The sequence below is a fragment of the Bacillus sp. FSL M7-0003 genome (assembly GCF_038628485.1).
Classification (GTDB): domain Bacteria; phylum Bacillota; class Bacilli; order Bacillales; family Bacillaceae; genus Bacillus; species Bacillus safensis.
Genome location: NZ_CP152024.1, coordinates 719,286 through 739,860, shown reverse-complemented (window position 1 = coordinate 739,860; position 20,575 = coordinate 719,286). Strand labels below are relative to the sequence as shown.

Here is a 20,575-nt window from a genome sequence, read left to right as displayed (position 1 = left end):
CTCTACAGGTTTTTTATTTCCACTTCTTTATTCATTTAATTCTTCAATCATAAGAGATAGTTCTGTCCAGCGGTCCATTGCTTGTTCTAGTTCTTCCGCAACGGCTTTTTGTTCGTCCATCAGCTCTTGAATTTTTCCAAAATCACTGCCTGCCTCTGCAATGCTGTCTTCGAGCTGCTGATGTTTTTCTTCTAATGCCTGTATCCGGTCTTCAATCCCGTCCCATTCAAGCTGGTCTTTATAAGAAAGTTTTTTTCTCTTTTTCGGCGCAGCTTCTACTTGTTTTTCAGCAGGCTTTGCCTCTGTCCGCTTCTGCTCTTTTTCCTGTTCCATATAATCGCTGTAAGCACCTTGGAAGTGTGAAATGCGGCCATTTCCTTCAAAGACAAGCAGGCGGTGAACCACTCGGTCTAAGAAATAACGATCATGGGACACGGTGATGACGACGCCAGGGAACTGCTCTAAATAATCCTCTAAAATACTGAGGGTCTCTGTATCAAGGTCGTTCGTCGGCTCATCTAAAAAGAGAACATTCGGTTCTTCCATTAAGACCTTCAATAAATACAATCTGCGGCGTTCTCCCCCTGACAGCTTACGGATAAACGTCCGCTGCATCGATCTTGGGAAAAGGAAGCGCTCCAGCATCTGCTCTGCTGTGACAATGGCGCCATCAGACGTCTTGACGATCTCAGCTGTTTCCTTGATATACTCAATGATAGTCAGCTCATCATTCATTTCCTTGTGATCCTGCGTGTAATAGCCAATACGAACGGTTTGTCCAATGGTCAATTGTCCTGAGGTCGGTTCGATTTTACCCGCTAAACAGTTCAGCAGAGTGGTTTTGCCGACTCCATTCGGTCCGATGAATCCGATACGATCACCCGGCACGACTAAATCTGTAAACCGCTCCACAAGGGTCTGGCCAGCAAATGAAATCGATAAGTCTTCTGCCTCGATCACTTGTTTTCCCAAGCGGTGCGAGCCGATGGCAAAATCAAGCTCTCCCTTCGCATCAGGCCCTTTTTGATCCTTCAGCTCTTCGACTCTGCCGATACGTGCTTTCTGCTTTGTCGTTCTTGCTTTTGCTCCTCGTCTCAGCCATGCAAGCTCTCGTCTAAGCAAGTTTTGACGCTTCGTTTCTTTTACCTGAGCCTCTGCTTCCCGCTCCGCTCTTTTTTCTAAAAAGACTTCATAATTTCCTTTATACGTATAAAGCTGTCCTTGATTTAACTCATAAATCCGATTGGCTACCCGGTTTAAGAAATAACGATCGTGCGTCACGAGAATGACAGCACCGCTATATTGGCTTAAATATCCTTCAAGCCATTCAATGGTGGCATTATCAAGATGGTTGGTTGGCTCATCTAAAATCAGCAAACCTGCAGGCTGAATTAAATTTTTAGCAATGGCGACACGTTTCTTCTGTCCGCCTGATAATGCATGTACAGAGCGGCTCACATCTTTCACGCCAAGCTTTGTCAAAATCGTTTTGGCTGAAAGGTTCGCATCCCAAGCGTCTTCCTGATCCATTCGGTTTTGCATGCGCATCAGCACCTCTTGTTTTGCCTCATTTTGCGGGTCATGCTCTAAATCGGCGAGTGCCTGTTCATACGCCTTCATCGTTTGAATCATTGGTGCCGTTCCAGAAAAAATGTAGTCAAGAATCGTTTCATTTCCGCTCATTTCAGGATCTTGCTCAAGAAATTCGATATCAAGTGTCCCTGCTTTCGTGATGTCACCTTCCTCAAACGATTCAAGCCCCGCGATGACTTTTAGAAGCGTTGACTTCCCTGTACCATTTGGTCCAATCAATCCGATGCGCTCCTTCGGTTCTATATGAAACGAAATATGATCAAACAGCGTTTTCTCGCCATAGGTTTTATATAATCCTTCAACATTCAATAAACTCATTTTATCAGCCCTTACATAGATTCTTCCTTTATTTTAAATCAGCCAGTAGCAGAAAACTAGTTTTAAAAAACCCGCTGCTGAAAAGAATGTTTCCTTTTGATGCTCGATACACTATGAAGAGGTGATCTAAAGATGATAACCATTAGCTTATGTATGATTGTGAAAAATGAAGAGGAAGTGCTGGCAGACTGTCTTTCTTCTGTTCAAGACATTGTCGATGAGATAATCATCGTTGATACGGGATCAACAGATCAAACGAAGGAGATCGCTCATTCTTTTTCAGCAAAGGTACTGGATTTTGAATGGGTGCAGCATTTTGCAAAAGCACGCAACTTTGCTTTCTCACATGCAGCGAAAGAGTATATTTTATGGCTCGATGCTGACGATGTTCTGCTTGAAGAAGACCGCCAAAAACTGCTTCAGCTCAAGCAGACACTTGATCCCTCGGTGGATGCCGTTTCGATGTTTTATCATGTGGGATTCGATGAAGACGGTCAGGTCAATTTCAAATATAGAAGAAATCGCCTTGTGAAGCGTTCGTTGAACTTTCAGTGGTATGGGGCCGTTCATGAGTTTCTTCAAGTGTATGGAAACATCTTTCCAGCAGATATCGCCGTCACACATCAAAAACGCAAGAAAACAACTCTTGGTGAGCCTGAGCGCAACTTGCGAATTTATGAAAACATGCTGGCAAAAGGAGAGGACATGACGCCCCGAGATCTCTTTTACTTTGCCAATGAACTAAGAGACAACGGGCAGCATGTCAGGGCGATTCGTTTTTATCATGAATTTTTAAACACAAAACAGTGCTGGATTGAGGATGAAATTCGCACATGCCAATATTTAGCGGACTGCTATTATGCGGTAGGTTTCGAGGAAGCGGCCTTATCCTCATTATTACGATCCTTCTTATATGATCAGCCCCGGCCAGAGTTTTGCTGCCGGATCGGGGATCATCTAAAAATACAAAATAAACATCAGGCGGCCATCTTTTGGTATGAGCAGGCGCTGAAGGCTCCTGAAAACGAAACAGCCTTCACACTTACACAATATAAAACGTGGTATCCTCACCTTCAGCTTTGCTACTGTTATTATCAGCTCGGCGACCTGGGGCAAGCCAAAACACATCACCTTGCCTCCTCCGCCCATTACCCGACTCATCCAAGTGTGCTGTACAATGAAAAAATATTTGCTGAACAGACATAGATCGTCTGTCACCACATCCGCCTTCGATTTCACGGCGGATGTCTCTTTTTATACACTTATTCGGTTTTGACGTTTAACACTTTAGTGATTTAAAGCGTTTTTCAACCAATTGACTAAATTGTCATTTGCGCATATACTAACATTCGTCTTACGAAAAGATTTATCCATTAGGAGGTCAACATGAGTTCTTTATTTCGAAAAAAATCTCTCGACCAGCTCATGCTTGAAAGTCAAACAAAGCGGCTCAGCCGTTCGTTGAATACGTTTGATTTAATCTTGCTTGGCATTGGCTGTGTGGTCGGGACTGGAATCTTTGTCATTACGGGGGTTGCTGCGGCAAATGATGCGGGACCTGCGATTATTATATCTTTTATTTTGGCTGCGATCGCATGCGCCCTTGCTGCTTTTTGCTACGCTGAATTCTCCTCATCCATTCCTGTGTCAGGAAGCGTCTATACGTATTCCTACGCAACACTTGGGGAATTTCTTGCCTTCTTAATGGGCTGGGATCTCATGCTGGAATATGTTATTGCGCTCTCTGCTGTAGCAAGTGGATGGTCGTCCTATTTTCAATCACTGCTCAGCGGATTTGGCCTGCACATACCGAAGGCTTTATCAGCTGCACCTGGAGCCGCTGACGGGGCCGTCTTTAACCTTCCAGGCGCACTCATTATTTTGCTCATCACCTTTATCGTCTCAAGAGGCGTCAAAGAAAGCACAAAGCTGAATAACATTATTGTGCTGATCAAAATTGCCATCGTCCTTCTCTTTATCATTTCAGGCTTTGCTTACGTCAAACCTGAAAACTGGACACCGTTTATGCCAATGGGCTTCCATGGCGTGATTGCTGGAGCGGCAACTGTCTTTTTTGCTTACCTTGGATTTGATGCAATCGCTAATGCATCTGAAGAAGTTAAAAACCCGCAAAAGGCGATGCCAATTGGAATCATCGGTGCGCTCGGTGTTTGTACGATTTTATATATCGGGGTTTCATTCGTCTTAACAGGCATGGTTCACTATACGAAGCTGAATGTCAGTGATCCTGTCGCTTTTGCTCTTCAAGTGGTTGGCCTGAATAGTGTCGCTGGCATTATATCCGCAGGTGCTATTATCGGGATTACGACAGTGTTAATTGCACTTGTCTACGCTCAGGTTCGTTTAACCTTTGCCATGAGCCGAGATGGACTCATGCCGAAAATCTTTTCAAACGTTCATCCAAAATCTAAGACACCGGTTGCCAACACTTGGCTGACAGGCGCTGTTGCGGCCTGTATCGTTGGATTCGTCAACTTATCAACACTTGCTAATTTAGTCAGCATCGGTACACTTGCGGCCTTTACGGTGATCTCTATCGCTGTGATCGTACTCCGGAAAAAACATCCGAATATGAATACAGCTTTTAAAGTACCCTTTGTCCCTGTCCTTCCTATAATTAGTGCGGTCATTTGTATGATCTTGGCTTTCACACTGAAATGGGAAACATGGAGAGCCTTCCTCATCTGGATCATCATCGGTGTTGTTGTCTATTTCACCTATGCAAGACGAAAAAGCCATCTTAATGAAACACATTAGAAAAGAGACACGGGGATTCCCGGTCTCTTTTTTTGCTTAAATCACACTGTTTTTGACTGAATTTGAGTCCACCATATCTGGATCTAACACGCTTGAAATCGGAATGACAAGCGGTGAACAATCTCCATTGTCCTCACCAAAACCTTGATTCAATTTCATTGAGAGAAAATAATCAATCTGCTGATAAGGTCCTAGCGTCAGTGATGACCCCCGATCCATTGCATTGATTTTAAAAGCACCGACGTTGACGACTGAGGGTGAGAATAACATCACACGTCACTTCCTTTGAATGGGTTTAGCTGCTGGCGAAAAAGAGGCAGGTGAGTCCACTTGATCTCGATCATCTACATGGCTTTTTGTACCGACAAAACCGCTGGCATCTCCAAAATTCTGTCCGTAACCCTGATTTTTTTTATCTGAGTTTTGCCACTCTGCTAACAAATTTTGTCCGACATTCACCGCCGACGCATTTTCAAAGGAATTAATTTTTAACATGAAAATATTAATATTGATATACGGAGTTGGTTGAACCACAGATAAACCTCCTTTTTATAGGTATATGCAAGCACCCATCAAGTATGTTAACGGGAGGTCTTCACATGGACTTCGAAAAAATGAAGCAGTGGATGGATATTGCCCAGCAAATGCATGGAGATGATTTTTGGAAAATGATCTTCGATGATGAGCAAAGATCCCCCTTTATGGCAAACGGTCCATCTCCATTTACATTCACACAGCAGGATCAGCGGGGATCAGATGCGTCGTTTCCTCCAATCGACATGGTGGAAACCCATGCAGAAATTCAATACTTAATTTATTTGCCTGGCTACCGAAAGGAAGACGTTCAGGTGTTATCATATGGTGAATATTTGGTTGTGAAAGGACAGCGTTTTTCCTTCTTTAACGAGCAGGACTTTCGCCAAAAACAAGGGAAGTATGGTCCGTTTGAAAAGAAAATCCGCCTTCCAGAAATGATTCTCGGCCAAATGAATGCTGCCTTTAAAGACGGTGTACTTTACATCCGCCTTCAAAAAGATGAAGGAAAAGCGACTGCTATCATCATAGATGACGAATATTGATACTCACTGCGTCTATTTGATCACGATCATCAATTGTTTCAATTGGCAGGATCGTGATCACGCCATCAGCATTCTGTTCCCCAAAGCCATTGTTTCGTTTGATCGTACTGCAATGATTGCGAACAAACGTCGAGCCAAACGTCATAGATGATCCTGTGCCAATCGAATTCGTTTTCATATGAGCAATGTGAATCTGAGCAGGCAGCATATGCGTCTCCCCTTTCTTGTCATCTCTATAAGTATATATCAGATAGCTTTTCCATAGACTAGAGTAAGGCGGAAGAAAAGGTTGTGGTCTACTTGAAACATTTCATTCAATCACTCTTTAAAAAAACTGAATCCAATCCATCCCCATCTGTCATTGAGCTAGAAAAAAGACTCGCCGCTCTTGAGCATAAAATGTCTGCACCAGCTGCTCCTGTCTCAGAGGATACACACATCCATATTGAATCCCTGCGCGTGGACAAAATTGATTATCATTTAGAATTTGGGGAGCTTTCTATTGACCAGCTTCAAGGCAGGCTCAATATTGGGGCAACCTATTACACGCCAAAGGACACATGCATCAAAAAATCCACACAAACACCGAAGCCAAAAGAAACAAAAACACCGGTTGTCTCGATTCGATCAAAGCCATCCTCTTCTTAATTCGCTCAGCTCTTCAGCACGACCGGCAGCCAGAAATAGACCGCAAGAACAATCACCACAATACTGATGATATTTAACCAAAAACCCGCCCTGACCATATCAGATATTTTCAGCACGTCCGCACTAAAGACAGCGGCGTTTGGCGGTGTGGAAATCGGCAGCATAAACGCACAGGAGGAAGCCAAAGCAGCCGCGGCCATTAACCCATATGGCTCGATTCCAATCGCAAGACCAAGCCCTACCGTTATCGGAATAATCATATTGGCAACAGCCGTATTAGACATAATTTCAGTCATAAGCAGAATCGCTCCCGTTAAAATAATCAACAGCATGATATACGAAAGCCCGTTTAAATGCCGTAAATTTTCTCCGATCCATCCTGTTAGATTGGTTTCTGCAAAGCCCGTAGCGAGCGAAAGCCCTCCTCCAAACAAAAGCAAAAGTCCCCACGGCAGTTCTTTCATATCCTGCCATTCTAATATTCTCTCTCCATTTGTTGCTGGAATGAGAAATAACAGCATGGCACCGAAAATGGCGATAGACGTATCAGATACGGTCATCCCTCCAAACAAAAAGAGCTTAAAAATCCATAAGAACGCCGTCATGAGAAAAACAACAAATACCCATTTTTCCTCTCTTTTCATTTTTCCTAAATCCTCTAATCCCTTTTGAATGAACGCTGCACTCATTTCACCTTTGTGTTCTACCTTGAACTGTACCCTCGTCAAATACAAAAATAAGAGAATAAGCAAAATCATCGCAACTGGAAAACCAAACAAAAACCATTCGAAAAACATAATCTCTCGATCTAGCAGTTTTTTTGACATCGCAGCAAACACCGCATTTGGCACAGATCCGACAAGTGTCGCCAAACCTCCAATTGACGCAGAATACGCTACTGACAATAAGATGCTTTTACTGAATCGATCAAGAGATGGACCAGATAAGATTTCATTTGTCTTGACCTCTTTAATCACTGCAAGTGCCACTGGCAGCATCATGAGTGCTGTCGCTGCATTCGAAATCCACATAGATAAAAAAGCAGTCGCGATCATGACACCTAAGACAATGCGGTCACTTCTTGTGCCAATCACTCTTAAAATGTGTAAGGCCATTCTTCTATGTAATTTCCATTTTTCAATGGCAATTGCGATCATAAATCCTCCCATGTACATAAAGACGATCGGATCTCCATAAGACCTTGATGCCTGTTCCATAGAAAGCCCGCCAAGTGTCGGCAGCAAGATGATGGGCAATAAAGATGTAGCAGGAATGGGCAGTGCTTCAGACACCCACCATGTGGCCGTCCAAGCTGTAATGCCCAAGACTACCCTCGCAGCATAGGTCAATTCATCTTCAGGTATGAGAAAAAAAACGAGCAAAAAGAGTGTCGGTCCAAGAACAAGTCCAATCAAATTCACCTTTTTATAAACGATAACAATTCCCCCCTATTGAAAGCGCTTGTCATATTTTTTTTTTAACATTCGATGATCTTTTAAGAAATCCTTTAAATCATAAGAAAAAATGAAGATATCTTTCATGATGAATAGCTGTTATTTTACTCCCGTTACCCAAACCATGACATGATCCCTTGGTCTATTTTCATAGGAGAAACTATACAAATCACGACCAATCACTGTAAAATATAGAGGATCTAATCAAAAAATTGAGGTGTTTTCATTGTATACGGATCAAAAAAAATCATTTTGGAAACAGAAAAAAGTCATCATCCCTCTCCTTAGCATCATCGTCGTTGCTGCTGCTTTCTTTTTCTTAAAAGATACTCTTTTCTCAAAAGAAAAAGAGGCTTTAAAAGCCGCTCAAAGCTTTACGAAACATATGGAGAAGAAAGACTTTACGAAGCTGGCAGATGAGGTGACAAGTGCATCTTTGAAAGCCAATGACTTTTCAAAAAAACAACTAGCCGAAAAATACGACAATATTTTCAACGGCATTGGTGCTTATGATCTGAACATTTCAAAGCTCAACGTTGAAAAACAGGACAAAGGAGATGGGTATCAATTCTCCTATGATGTAACGATGAAAACGTCTCTTGGCAAGCTGCATAAGCTGTCTTACAAGGGCATTCTCACCGAAGAAGATGATAAGTGGAAAGTGGACTGGAAACCAAATCTCATCTTCCCGCAAATGGAAAAAGGAGATACCATCAAGGTCAAATCTGACCCTGCTGTCCGCGGAAACATTGTCGACCGAAAAGGACGTACGCTCGCAGAAACAACTGGTGGAAATGCACTTGGCATCATCCCAGGTAAGCTCGGAACAGGAGAAGAAAAAGAACGCAATATCAAAAAGATCAGCAAAGCTTTTGATATAGAGGAAGAACTAATCAACAATCAGCTGAAACAAGCATGGGTCACAGACGACACGTTTGTCCCGCTCAAATCGATGTTAAAACAAAAGCCAATTCCGAAGGACGTAAATGGCGTTACCTATCAAACGAAGGAAATGCGCTACTATCCATATAACAAAGCCGCCGCCCATCTCACCGGATATGTCGGAAAAGCAAATGCGGATGATATCAAAAGAAATCCAGCATTAAAGGCGGATCAAATCATCGGCAAAACCGGCCTTGAATTTACATTTGACAAAAACTTACGCGGACAAGATGGCGGAAGCATTCTCATTGTCCATGATGAAACAGGCATTGAAGAAACATTGCAAAAATCAGCTCGAAAAGATGGAAAAACAGTGAAGCTGACGATTGATGCTTCTTTACAGAAAAAAGCCTATGATCAGCTGAAAGGTGAAAAAGGGGCCGTCACAATCATGAATCCATCAACAGGTGATCTATTAGCGCTTGTCAGCGCCCCTTCCTACGATGTCAATCTCATGACAAACGGGATTACACCTAAGCAATATCAGGCATACAGTGAAAATCCAGACCTTCCATTCCAAGCTCGATATGCGAGCCGGTATGCACCAGGATCCACATTCAAAACCATTACAGCCGCCATTGGGCTGGAAACAGGTGTCACAAAGCCCGACAAAGTGCGTACCATTCATGGACTGAAATGGCAAAAGGATCAATCTTGGGGAAATTATCGCATCACACGTGTTCACGATAAAGAAAAAGTAAATATGGTCGATGCCCTTGTGTACTCAGACAATATTTATTTTGGACAGGAAGCACTCGAAATCGGCAAAGACACTTACGAGAAAAAAGTAAAAGCATTTGGATTTGGCGAAGACTTACACATGCCATTTACAATGAAGCCTGCACAAGTATCAAACGATGGTATTCAATCGGATATCTTACTGGCTGACTCGGCGTATGGCCAAGGCGAATTACTCATGTCACCGATTGAACAAGTACATGCCTATTCTCCATTTGCTACAGGAGGCAAGCTTGTCTACCCTCGAGTGATTCAAGATGAAAAAACAGCATCACCAAAACAAATCATCAAAGAAGGCTCGGCAGACACAGTGAAAGATGCATTGACTAAGGTCGTGACCAGTCCAAACGGAACAGCCCACTCCTTACAAATCGAAGGAGCGGATATTGCCGCTAAAACGGGAACGGCAGAATTAAAAAGCAAACAAGGTGCAACAGACGGCACTGAAAATGGATTTTTACTTGCGTTTAATCCTAAAAAAGAAGATTACGTCCTCGTCGGCATGATCGAAGGGGTGAAAAACCGCGGCGGCAGCGGACTCGTCGTTCAAAAAATGAAGCCTGTCATTGCTTCTTTTTACAAATAACTCTTTAGAGACACAAGCTCAATCAAATGCTTGTGTCTCTTTTTTTCTAAATCATGACAATTTGCTATTGTTTTATAGTTCACCTTATGAATAAAATGAGAAGAATGAAAAAATCAGAAAACAGATAAATGAAGGGAGGAAGTCTCATTGGCCATTGCTGCTCGTACAAAGGATAAACCTCAACATTCTGTTACCGGCTCAACGGTTTATCCTATCTTATTGATTATTGGTATTTGTCATATGCTGAACGACACATTACAAGCCGTTATTCCTGCGATGTTCCCTATTTTGGAACGCTCAATGGGGCTGACCTTTACACAATTAGGGCTGATTGCTTTTACATTAAATATGGTCTCCTCCGTGATGCAGCCAGCTATAGGGTGGTACACAGATAAACGGCCGATGCCTTATGCACTTCCGATTGCTTTATTTTCAAGTGCTGTTGGTATATTCGGACTCGCGTTTGCTCCGTCGTTTGCCACCATTCTGCTTTGCGTTGTCTTTATCGGACTCGGCTCTGCAATCTTCCATCCAGAGGGCTCCCGTGTTGCCAACATGGCAGCTGGTCCAAGACGAGGTCTTGCCCAGTCCATTTATCAAGTAGGCGGGAATACAGGTCAAGCCTTTGCTCCGCTTATCGCTGCATTAATGCTCGTCCCGCTCGGTCAGACAGGCGTGGCTTGGTTTACGATTGTTGGAATGATGGCGGTTGGTTTCCTTCTTTATATTTCAAGATGGTACGCAGGAAGGCTTCAAACCATTCGGGCCGAAGCGAAAAAAACACCTGCAAAAGCTGCTAGATCTGATATTCATCGTAAATCAGCACTCATTGCACTTGGCATTATCGTCTTTCTCATCTTCGCCCGCTCTTGGTATGGAAATGCCATTTCGAATTTCTATGCATTTTATGCGATTGAACAATACGGTTTGACGATTAAAGAATCACAGACTTATATCTTCTTATTTCTTATTCTAGGTGCAATTGGGACATTTTTAGGCGGGCCGCTTGCAGACCGCTTTGGCAAGAAAAACGTCATTTTAGTTTCCTTATTGGCATCCTTCCCGCTTGCCCTGCTGCTGCCATTTGCCGGACCGGTTTTTGCTTATGTTTTACTCGGACTGATTGGGCTCATTTTGACATCAAGCTTCTCTGTCACCGTGGTTTATGCCCAAGAACTATTTCCCGGGAAAATTGGCACAATGTCTGGTTTAACTGTTGGGCTTGCGTTTGGTATGGGTGCAATCGGATCGGTTGCCCTCGGCTCATTCATTGATGCCTTCGGCTTAACGCCTACCATGATCGGTGTTGCCTTTTTACCGATATTAGGCATCCTAGCCTTCTTACTTCCCAGCGACCAAACCATCTCTAAATGGAATGAATCATAAAAAGAAAACCGCTCAATAAATGAGCGGTTTTTTCCGATTGTTGACAAAGTGCTAAAATGATGTGTATTTTAGCACTTTGTCTTCTTTTCAGCGTGATAGAAAAACCTTTGCAGTCTAGAAAGGGCGAGCACCGGAGCACAGACCTGACAAAGAATGCGAGGGTTTGTCTACACGCTGAAACCGCTCAATAAATGAGCGGTTTTTTCATCTCTCATAAAAATGCGTGTCAGGAACATGCTTCCTTGCAATAAATCCTTGCTTAAATTCTGGAAATACCTTTTGCACCTGCTTAATCTTTTGATGAACCAAGTCGGCATACGGAATATACAAATGATCCACAAGCTTCTGTTCTTTCATATAATAATACCAATTAAGGTTAAAGGTATTCTCGTCAATGATCGTAAAGGCAGAAAAATGATAGAACAAGAGTGGACATTCGTCGAGATACATATCTCCTTTTACAACTGAAAGCTTGTAGTTTTCAATGTTCCAAATCGCCGCATTGGCTCCTTTAGATGCAACGATATGAACCCCTTCAAAATCATCAACCCATCTTTCCACATACCGCTGATCTCCGTACGTCTTTTTTTCTGTATCCATTTCTACAGTACAATGGGCAAGACAGTTTTCTTTCCATTGCGTGACTGCCTGTTTGGCAACATCTGTGTTACGGCAGCCTACAAACCCAGTATTAAAGCGGCCAGACAACTCATAAAAATGATAGAACCGCTTGGAATTCATATGATCCGTCAAAAATAAATGAGCGCTTGGATTTTCTGCAAAAATCGCCTCCGGATCATGATAAAAATACAAATCCGTATCCAGATGGGCAAGATAATCTGCATCTGAGGACTCAAGAATTTTGAGCAGAAAAGCAGGCTTTAATGTCCAGCAATACTCATGAAACGTTCGATCTTCTTTTGCCTTCCGCAGCGTATCATCTTCAATGTCCTCAAGCTGTTCATATTGAACATGCGGGTGAGGGAACTCCTTTAATACCTTATAAGCCAAAGGGTCTGCACATAAAACGGACAGCTTGAAGGCATGCGCGTTTTGTTCAAGCGAATGAATCAGCGCCAAAAGCTTAAAAACATGGGTATTCGACACAATGGTTGTAAAGTGATAAGACGCCATTTACAACACATCCACTTGGAACAAATCAACGCGCAACAGCTCTTTCGTCAGCCCTTGAATGGCTTCTACAAGCACCATGCAGCCATACTCCTCACGTGCAAGCTGCGCCGCTTCTGCCAGCTTTTTCAAAGGAACATGCTTGGCTGTCAACATATCTTTTTTATCCCGCTTGATGCCTACATTCCGTTCTGTGATCAAATGAAGCAGCTCTAAAAAATAGGATAACAGGTCATCAAATGCTGGATTCTCACGCAGCTGCCGAACTTCTTTCACAATATCATTTGTCACAGTGTGAGAAAACGGACCAGAGAAAGCCAAATGGACATCAATAGCATCAATATGATTGTACTTCTCACACATATACAAAATGTTGTATTTGATGTCATCAAATGACGTTAAATTACTTGGATGCTCTTGATGCACACTCATGATATCCTCTCGCAATTCAAAGGAGAGACCAAGCTGATTCAATCGAATCCCTAAATCATAATCCTCAAATCCGTACCGAACGATATTTTCATCAAACATCCCTAGTGCCATGACATGCTTACGTTTAACAGAGGAGTTATTTGTAATAAAAAATCGCCATGGCAGCTCATAAGAACCTAAATCATAGTGGTACGTTTCCAAAATGTCTTTCAGGATATCAATAAACTCAGACTGCAAATCGAAGCTTTTCTCTAGAAATACACCATTTTCGACTTCTTCCAATGATAAAAGAGGCGTTTTGTCCTCCATTTTCCGTTTATACAGTCCTTGCTTTTTCAACCGCTTCATATGATCCTTATCAAAAGCTTTGTAAAAATAGCGATAAATCCGCTTCCAGCACACACCGCAAATGACAAGATCCTCCCTGTCAGCATGAGCCTCTGCATGCTTTTGAATAAATCTCGGTTCTGCCAGCATATCACTGTCATGAAAAATGAGCAGATCTCCCTCCGCCTCGCGAATGGCATGATTACGCCCCTTTGCAATCCCTTGATTGACAGGAATACGCACCTTTTTAAATGGGAAGTTCACCTCAATATTCTCGAGCATTTCCATCGTGCCATCCGTTGAGCCATTATCGGCAACAATGACCTCAAATGGAATATCTGTTTCCTGAAGCGTTAATGAAAAAAGGCTTCCTTCTAAACGCTCTTTGGCATTATAGCTTGGAATAATGACGCTTACCTTTGGCTTTTCGTTCATGCGTCATCCTCCTCCCGTTTGGCATAGCCGTTAAACAGCGGATCGACCTGCTCCACAGATTCAATCACATGGCGAAGCACTTGCCGATAGGCTTCTTGGAAAAACGGCAGGTCATTTCGTCCTTTTTCATGAATTTGCTGCATCTCATCCTTGCTCACAATCCGAAAGCCGCTGTAATGATAGCAAATGAGCGGGTGCCCATCCTCCAGAAGAATACGTCCATTCTCCTCCCGATAAGAATGCTGCCCATAGTTCCAATGACCAATATTCACGCCTTTTGTCTCAATATCTTCTACTTTGTCAAACAGCCTCGGCATATGATCTAGATATCCTTGATCGCCAAACTTGCCTTCTCCCGGTGCATTTTTACATTCTTTTAAGCATTCTTCTTTCCACCAGCTAAGGCATTTTCGTCCGGCTTCATCTCCTTTAAAATGCAGAAAGCCTGAGTTATAGCGTCCTAAAAGCTTCTGAAGCATCTTCACTTCCTCTGCATCAAAGCTTGGAATGACAATATCCCCTCTCGAAATTAAAACAGAAGCATTCGGCTGATGTTGAAAAATCACCTGAGGGCTCTCATAAAAGAACAAATCCGCATCAAGATAGGTCACGCTCTCTGCCTGCTCCTGTTCAAATAACCACTCAATCCAAATCGGCTTTAAGGTCCAGCAATATTCCGATGCATCCCGTTCCTCTTTTTTCTCCAGCAGCTCTGGTGTTTCGAGCGCCCGTACATGAACAAGATCCACATGCGGAAAATTCATTTGATGAAGCAAATCAAATGCAGCATCATCCATGCATAACGTCTTGATGACAGCATCATCTTCTACTTGCTTCAACGATAAGAAAAACGCAATGGCTTGATAAAGTCTTCCACTTGAAAGAACCGTACAATATATGCTGTTCATCTTTTTACACCTCTATTTTTGAAAGAATTCGCGGTACCATTCAATCGTCTTCTCTAAGCCTTCATCAATGGAGTAATCAGGCTTCCAATCAAGCAGCTTTCTCGCTTTCTCTGCTGACAAATATTGATGCTTAATTTCATGTGTTCCTTGGTTGAGAATACGAGGCTTCAGTTCACTTCCCATTGCCTTTAAAATCTTATCCACAAGCTCAAGCACTGTCAGCTGAATTTCGTTACTAAAGTTAAAGGCTTCTCCCGCCAGCCCTTTTTCCTCCATCTTCTCAGCTAGCAGTAAATAAGCCTTCACTGCATCTTCAATGTAGAAATAATCACGAATAAATGTCCCGTCACTTCTAATTTCCGGCGCCTTTCCTTCTAACACAAGCTGAATGGTTTGCGGAATGATTCTGTTGAAATTCAAATCTCCGCCTCCATATAAATTACCGCAGCGTGTAATACAAACTGGAAGACCATATGTGTTGTAGTACGTATGAGAAATGAGATCTGCACAGCTCTTCGAAACATCATACGGATGTTTCCCGTTTAACGGCATGTCTTCATCGTATGGCAGCTGCTCTTGATCACCGTAGGCTTTGTCACTTGATGCCACGATCACTCGTTTGATCAGCGGCTGTCTTCTGCAAGCCTCCAGCACATTCCATGTCCCTAAGATATTCGCTTCAAATGTAGAAACAGGATGTCTATTTGCGACTCCAACAATGGCTTGGGCAGCCAAATGGAAGACGGTGTCAATTTCATATTCTCCTAACGCACGCTCAATCGTCTGCATATCCTCTAATGCGCCTTGCACCACATTCATTTTTTCAAATTGACTGCCTTGATATAAATTCGATCGAGGCACCTGATCACGCACAAGTCCAGTCACGTTTGCCCCTTGATCAATCAATTCCTTGACGAGATAGCTCCCTAACAGCCCTGTACATCCAGTTACAAATACGTTCTTTCCATTCCAAAATCCGCTCATGCTGTCACCAAACCTTCCATGGTTGTTTTCCATCTGTCCACATGTCGTTGATTTCCTTCAGGTTTTTATACGTATCAATTGCTGTCCAAAATCCGTGATGCTCATAAACGGCAAGCTCTCCATCATCCGCCAGGTTTTGAAGAGGCTCCGCTTCAAACACGCATTGATCATCATCTGTCAAATAATCAAATACCTTTGGAGACAACACAAAAAATCCTCCATTGATCATCCCGATACTGTCTGTCTTCTCAGAGAAGGATTGTGCCATCCCGTTATACACCTTCAGTGTCCCGTACTGGGACTTCTTTTCAATGCCTGTGACAGTCGCAGCTGCTCCAAGATCCTGATGACGTTTCAGCAAATGAAACATATTGATATTGGCCAGTCCATCACCATACGTCATCATAAAGGTCTCATCACCAATGTAATCCTGTGCCTGCTTTAAACGTCCGCCTGTCATCGTATCTTCACCTGTATCTAAAAAGGTGATTTTCCAGTTCTCCTTTTTCCCTAAAAGCTTCATTTCTCCTGTCGCCATATCGAGCTGCATGCTGTGATGCTGCCAGTCGTAGGTCAGAAAGTACTCTTTGATCTTCTCTCCTTTATATCCAAGCAATAGGATAAATTCGTCTACACCGTAATACTGATAGATTTTCATAATATGCCATAGAATAGGCCGATCTCCGATCATAGCAAGTGGTTTAGGAAGCGCTTGTGTGACCTCACTCATTCTCGTTCCCTTTCCTCCGCAGAGAATGACTGCTTTCATCTTCTCCCCTCATCTCTCTATGAAGATTTTTGATTAAAAACCCTATCTTTATGCGGAAAATCAGTACATGTACCCCCATACTTTGTCCGACATCAGGTTTTGAATCTACTCTATTCATATGTCGAAATGAGAGAGTGTGCCACCTAGCATTTAACTATTTTTACAAATAAAAAAAGAGCGAGATTCATATTCTCGCTCTTCCAAAGTTTAAATTGTATATTTTCAGGGTAGATGGTATGATAAACATGTGCATAACCAGCACAAACAGCCTCTTTCTACAAAGAGACTACTAGATTGAATGAATTCAAGTGGCAGCTTGTTTCATTCTCAATATGAATTACGGAGGTGAATTCCCTTGGCACAAAACGTTCTTTGTGAAGTGAACTCTTGCCGTTTTTGGGCTGAAAACAGCTGTACCGCTTCTACCATTAAAATTGGTAAAAACACGATGACTGAAGTGACTCGCAACGCTGAAACTGATTGCGAAACATTTGAAACAAAATAATCTATTTTTCTCTGAGATGAAGGAACTGGCAGGTTCCTTCTTTTCTTTTATCATTCTATCAAGAATGATAATTATTATCAAGTGTTTTTCAATAAACATTTCTCGGGAAATAATGACACGATATTTCTCCATTCGTTGACGATTTTCACTCCTTTTTCTATACTCAACATATCCGAAGAAGAAAAAGTGGTGACCAATCAATGGATTTTACGATACGTTTTCTATCATTCTTTGTCGTGGAAATCGAAGGCAAAGATGAACAAGCAAATAAACGATTTAAACATTATCAAACACTAGATCAAGAAGAATTTGAACAAAGTGAGCTGAAGGACTTTTTAGACGGTGAACTGAAAAAAATCGTCAAACGAAAAGTGGACAGACACCCTAAATCTGAACAAGTACCGACCAAAATTGGCCGATTTATTGTAGAGCCCGGTCATGAGCTCGATTCAAATCCAAACTACAACCTATTTCATCAAACGAGATTTGCAGATACAAAAGAATTGTTTAATGAATACAGTGAACAGTTTGTTCGCACATATTTAGATACAAGTGCTGTCAGAGGCGGCGTTTTTTTAGTTGCTTCTGCTGTTCCTAAAAAGTATTTCGATGATTCCTTTGTCTTTATTATGAAATGCGATTTCGAACAAAAAGTGGCTTCTATTGCTGATACATCTACCTTAATTAGAAAAGTCGAAATGGCTATTACGACCAAAAACATGAAATCGATTCAATACCCGTTTATGCCAGAAGAGGGAATGACTGAGGAAGCTGAAGTGAAAATTCACCAATCCTCACACGCTCGTTATTTTGAGGACTTTTTGAAATTCGTCGAATACGGTGAATCCATGCCTGAAATCATGAAATCACAGGTTATGAATATGGTACAGGAACAGGTTTTTGAAACATTACAGGATGAAAGTGAAGAATTAAAGCAGTTTGAAGAGGATCTTGAAATATGGGAAGCGAGTGAAAAGCGAGAAATTAGAGAAACACTCGATACAGAGCAGGTCACACAAGCGGCCTCCCATATTGTTGAACAAACCCCTGATATCACAATGAAAATGCGTCTAGGCGAAACGGAAATCAAAGGTCTTCTAGCAGACTTTGGCCACTCGATCCATATTGCAAAGCTCAACAATCGATATGTCGTGCTCGTTGAAGCAGATCAAATCGTCTTCGAAAAAGGAAGCACACCTGTTGAGTTTCATAAACCAAATGGGTTAAAAGAGGTGATCAGCCAGCTGACGCAAAAAGCCTATGATTCAGATCTAGAATAAAAAAACACGACTGCCTCTTGCATTCAGCGCATGAGGCAGTTTTTTGTATAACGCTTGATTTATTACGCTGGATCAGAAGTAACATGCAGCTCTCTGCCTCTTGCCCACATGCTGACAAGCAATAAGCTTATAATGAGCATCAGCCAAAAGACGCTGCTTGATCCAAAAAACTGAATCATCGTATACCCGCACAAGGGTCCTAGAGCTGCTCCCATATCTTGAACAAAGGAATAGCTTGCGAGGAAGCGGTTTTTATCTGTTTGAGCAGACGCTTTTTGAAAAGCAAGCGTATCCGTTAATGTCGTTAAGATTGTTGACAATAGCTGGATCAAAAGCAGCATCACAAGAAACCAGCCGCTTACCTTCAGCATGACCGCCAGAAGACTGAGACCTCCAAATGAAAGAAACATCCAGCAAAGCGTTCGTTCCTTCATCACAAGCCCATCAAACCATCTGCCCGTTTTCGGTGCTACAAATGGCTCCCACCCCCATCTAAGCGCTTGAATGATTCCACTTAAAGCCGAAGCTCCAATGACAAAGCCGAACAGAGCAAATTCACCATGACCGATCCTTGCTTCAATGACATGACTGAGGGTTGATGCGAATAACCCTTGGATCACAAGTGCGATCAGCATACCTGTCATTAATACTTTTACAACATCCCGTGCAAGCCACCTCTGTTTGATGACTTGATACACCTGCCCCTCTTCTCCCTTTTCAATCTCATCCAAAGAGACATAAAAAATGATTCCTAGTAATGTGAGTAAACCAAAAACAAGCGTCATGGACTGGAAGCCGATCAGGCTGGCGAATATTCCGCCAAATAACATGCCGAATAAACTGCCAAGCCGGTAAAGCCCATTATAAATGCCCGTATAATGCCCTTGAGAGCTTTCCTCCATCTCAGCAATTAATCTCATTCCACTCATACGCAATAACGTCCATGCCAGCCCCCAAGCGCAGCGGCAAATCAGCAGCAGCCAAAAACCGCTCACACCATATAGCATCGTGGTCACTGAAGCAATCAAAATAGCGATCAATACACCAGTCTTCATTGGGACAAACCGATAGAGCCACCAAACAACAGGTGTTAGCGGGATGCGGATGAATCGGTTGATGGACAGCAGCAGCCCGACCTCCCAAATAGATGATAAACCAATCTCTTTCCAATAGATCGGAAGCACAATATAAAGCATTGAATCTCCAATCAGTGCAAATGCTGTGATAAGCGATATTGACACCACTTGCTTTTGACGATGATCCATTTTCCCTTCCCCCTTCGCTATCTTTACAATAAGGGATGCCTTATAATAAATCTAATGAATGTTTTTGATTAAACCATCAAAATAATTGATAGGTGGTGCAAAGTTGAATTTACATGCCCTTCGGATTTTTGCAAAGGTCGCAGAGACAAAAAGCGTTACACAAACAGCAGACGTGCTATCTTTGACACAGCCAGCTGTGACAGCTCAGCTTAGAAGCATTGAAAGTGAGATCGGTTTCCGTCTTTTTAAACGAAATGGCAGAGGCATTACACTTACGGAAATGGGGAAAATTCTATACCCTTATGCCCGGCAAGTGTTCGAGGCTGAAAAAGAAGTAGAATATCAGATCACACTTTTACAAAACGGAAAAAAGGGGCGGCTCCGCATCGCTTCTACCTATGTACCACTCAACTTTTTACTGCCAGATTGGCTTGCTGCTTTTAAAACATCTTCACCACAGATAGAAATTGAATTAAAAAGTGGAAACTCCGCTCAGGTTTTAGAGAGCCTGCTTCAATATGAATCAGATGTGGCCATCGCCGTGATCGAGGATTTGCACCATGAGGAGATTCTCACTTCTCATTTAACGAATTTAAGCTATGATTTTATTGTGCCGGCAGACCATCCGTTAAACGGAAAAACCGTCCCACTGGAGCGCCTGAGTCAGGAGCCTTTTTTGATGCGTGAAGAAGGCAGTTCCACAAGAGATAAGCTCTTTTCTCTTTTTACTTCGAAAGGAATCAAAAAACCGACCGTTGATTTACAATTCAGCGGTGTTCATGAAGCGATTCAAATGATCAAAGCTGGATATGGCATCACACTTGTTCCCCGTGATGCGGTTCATGGCAGTCTCAAGCGGCAAGAAATTGGGCGCGTGTACATTGAAGGCATTGAGATCGTCAGACCGGTTGTTGTGTGCAAACGGGCGAATGATCTTGAAGAAAATAGAACCGTGGATGCCTTCCTGCAAATGAAAGGTATCGGTCCATTTACTACGTCTGCTACCAATTAAAAAAG

At 42.5% G+C, this 20,575-nt stretch carries 20 protein-coding genes; 9 read left to right on the top strand and 11 right to left on the bottom strand.

Annotation, left to right across the window (positions count from 1 at the left end; translation table 11 throughout):
* Positions 1–27: 27 nt before the first annotated feature.
* Positions 28–1,911, bottom strand: a complete 1,884-nt coding sequence (locus tag MHI23_RS03655; protein ID WP_277722306.1) for an ABC-F family ATP-binding cassette domain-containing protein — start codon at positions 1,909–1,911, stop codon at positions 28–30.
* 132 nt (positions 1,912–2,043) lie between these two features.
* Between MHI23_RS03655 and MHI23_RS03650 the strand changes: the two genes are divergently transcribed.
* Entirely contained in the window at positions 2,044–3,117 is a 1,074-nt protein-coding gene (locus tag MHI23_RS03650) for a glycosyltransferase family 2 protein (protein WP_342492296.1), read from the top strand.
* Between the two features lie 180 nt (positions 3,118–3,297).
* Positions 3,298–4,689: an amino acid permease gene (locus MHI23_RS03645; protein ID WP_213404897.1), complete on the top strand. Its 1,392-nt coding sequence runs from the start codon at positions 3,298–3,300 to the stop codon at positions 4,687–4,689.
* Between the two features lie 36 nt (positions 4,690–4,725).
* Here the strand turns inward: MHI23_RS03645 and MHI23_RS03640 are convergent, their stop codons facing one another.
* Together MHI23_RS03640 and MHI23_RS03635 are read right to left on the bottom strand one after the other, a co-directional pair.
* Positions 4,726–4,959: a hypothetical protein gene (locus MHI23_RS03640; RefSeq protein WP_095407931.1), complete on the bottom strand. Its 234-nt coding sequence runs from the start codon at positions 4,957–4,959 to the stop codon at positions 4,726–4,728.
* A 6-nt stretch (positions 4,960–4,965) separates the two neighbouring features.
* On the bottom strand, positions 4,966–5,223 hold the full coding sequence (locus tag MHI23_RS03635) for a hypothetical protein (RefSeq protein WP_003213975.1): 258 nt from the start codon (positions 5,221–5,223) through the stop codon (positions 4,966–4,968).
* Positions 5,224–5,288: 65 nt separating this feature from the next.
* Between MHI23_RS03635 and MHI23_RS03630 the strand changes: the two genes are divergently transcribed.
* Entirely contained in the window at positions 5,289–5,768 is a 480-nt protein-coding gene (locus MHI23_RS03630; RefSeq protein WP_024424582.1) for an Hsp20/alpha crystallin family protein, read from the top strand.
* On the opposite strand, the gene MHI23_RS03625 is transcribed toward MHI23_RS03630, so the two are convergent.
* A complete protein-coding gene (locus MHI23_RS03625; protein WP_024424581.1) occupies positions 5,749–5,976 on the bottom strand; it encodes a hypothetical protein in 228 nt (75 codons plus the stop codon). The two genes, MHI23_RS03630 and MHI23_RS03625, sit on opposite strands and share 20 nt — an antisense overlap.
* A gap of 92 nt (positions 5,977–6,068) precedes the next feature.
* Between MHI23_RS03625 and MHI23_RS03620 the strand changes: the two genes are divergently transcribed.
* Complete coding sequence (locus tag MHI23_RS03620; RefSeq protein ID WP_327823317.1) at positions 6,069–6,416, top strand: hypothetical protein; 348 nt, start codon at positions 6,069–6,071, stop codon at positions 6,414–6,416.
* A 5-nt stretch (positions 6,417–6,421) separates the two neighbouring features.
* Here MHI23_RS03620 and MHI23_RS03615 read toward each other — a convergent pair whose 3' ends face one another.
* Positions 6,422–7,837, bottom strand: a complete 1,416-nt coding sequence (locus MHI23_RS03615) for a DASS family sodium-coupled anion symporter (protein ID WP_342492295.1) — start codon at positions 7,835–7,837, stop codon at positions 6,422–6,424.
* Between the two features lie 259 nt (positions 7,838–8,096).
* On the opposite strand from MHI23_RS03615, the gene MHI23_RS03610 reads away from it, so the two are divergent.
* Together MHI23_RS03610 and MHI23_RS03605 are read left to right on the top strand one after the other, a co-directional pair.
* A complete protein-coding gene (locus MHI23_RS03610) occupies positions 8,097–10,136 on the top strand; it encodes a penicillin-binding transpeptidase domain-containing protein (RefSeq protein ID WP_342492294.1) in 2,040 nt (679 codons plus the stop codon).
* Positions 10,137–10,283: 147 nt separating this feature from the next.
* Positions 10,284–11,522, top strand: coding sequence for an MFS transporter (locus tag MHI23_RS03605; protein WP_342492293.1), 1,239 nt, complete (start codon positions 10,284–10,286; stop codon positions 11,520–11,522).
* 204 nt (positions 11,523–11,726) lie between these two features.
* Here the strand turns inward: MHI23_RS03605 and MHI23_RS03600 are convergent, their stop codons facing one another.
* Genes MHI23_RS03600 through rfbF form a run of 5 tightly spaced genes read right to left on the bottom strand, consistent with a single transcriptional unit; the run spans position 11,727 to position 16,508 of the window.
* Positions 11,727–12,656 carry a putative nucleotide-diphospho-sugar transferase gene (locus tag MHI23_RS03600; protein WP_041108624.1) on the bottom strand — a complete coding sequence of 310 codons (930 nt, stop codon included), beginning with the start codon at positions 12,654–12,656 and terminating at the stop codon, positions 11,727–11,729.
* Positions 12,657–13,847, bottom strand: coding sequence for a glycosyltransferase family 2 protein (locus MHI23_RS03595; RefSeq protein ID WP_342492292.1), 1,191 nt, complete (start codon positions 13,845–13,847; stop codon positions 12,657–12,659). It lies immediately after the preceding gene.
* On the bottom strand, positions 13,844–14,755 hold the full coding sequence (locus MHI23_RS03590) for a putative nucleotide-diphospho-sugar transferase (RefSeq protein WP_218677233.1): 912 nt from the start codon (positions 14,753–14,755) through the stop codon (positions 13,844–13,846). Before MHI23_RS03590 ends, MHI23_RS03595 begins: the two co-directional genes overlap by 4 nt.
* Positions 14,756–14,767: 12 nt before the next feature.
* Positions 14,768–15,739, bottom strand: a complete 972-nt coding sequence (locus MHI23_RS03585) for a GDP-mannose 4,6-dehydratase (protein WP_025092661.1) — start codon at positions 15,737–15,739, stop codon at positions 14,768–14,770.
* A 4-nt stretch (positions 15,740–15,743) separates the two neighbouring features.
* Complete coding sequence (gene rfbF / locus MHI23_RS03580) at positions 15,744–16,508, bottom strand: glucose-1-phosphate cytidylyltransferase (protein WP_342492291.1); 765 nt, start codon at positions 16,506–16,508, stop codon at positions 15,744–15,746.
* A gap of 355 nt (positions 16,509–16,863) precedes the next feature.
* Here rfbF and MHI23_RS03575 point away from each other — a divergent pair, with 355 nt between their 5' ends.
* Both MHI23_RS03575 and MHI23_RS03570 read left to right on the top strand, forming a co-directional pair.
* On the top strand, positions 16,864–17,013 hold the full coding sequence (locus MHI23_RS03575) for a DUF1540 domain-containing protein (protein WP_073204211.1): 150 nt from the start codon (positions 16,864–16,866) through the stop codon (positions 17,011–17,013).
* Between the two features lie 200 nt (positions 17,014–17,213).
* On the top strand, positions 17,214–18,293 hold the full coding sequence (locus tag MHI23_RS03570; protein ID WP_342492290.1) for a DUF3900 domain-containing protein: 1,080 nt from the start codon (positions 17,214–17,216) through the stop codon (positions 18,291–18,293).
* 62 nt (positions 18,294–18,355) lie between these two features.
* Here the strand turns inward: MHI23_RS03570 and MHI23_RS03565 are convergent, their stop codons facing one another.
* Complete coding sequence (locus MHI23_RS03565) at positions 18,356–19,558, bottom strand: MFS transporter (RefSeq protein ID WP_041108633.1); 1,203 nt, start codon at positions 19,556–19,558, stop codon at positions 18,356–18,358.
* 103 nt (positions 19,559–19,661) lie between these two features.
* Between MHI23_RS03565 and MHI23_RS03560 the strand changes: the two genes are divergently transcribed.
* Complete coding sequence (locus tag MHI23_RS03560) at positions 19,662–20,570, top strand: LysR family transcriptional regulator (protein ID WP_041108635.1); 909 nt, start codon at positions 19,662–19,664, stop codon at positions 20,568–20,570.
* The last annotated feature ends 5 nt before the right edge of the window (positions 20,571–20,575 follow it).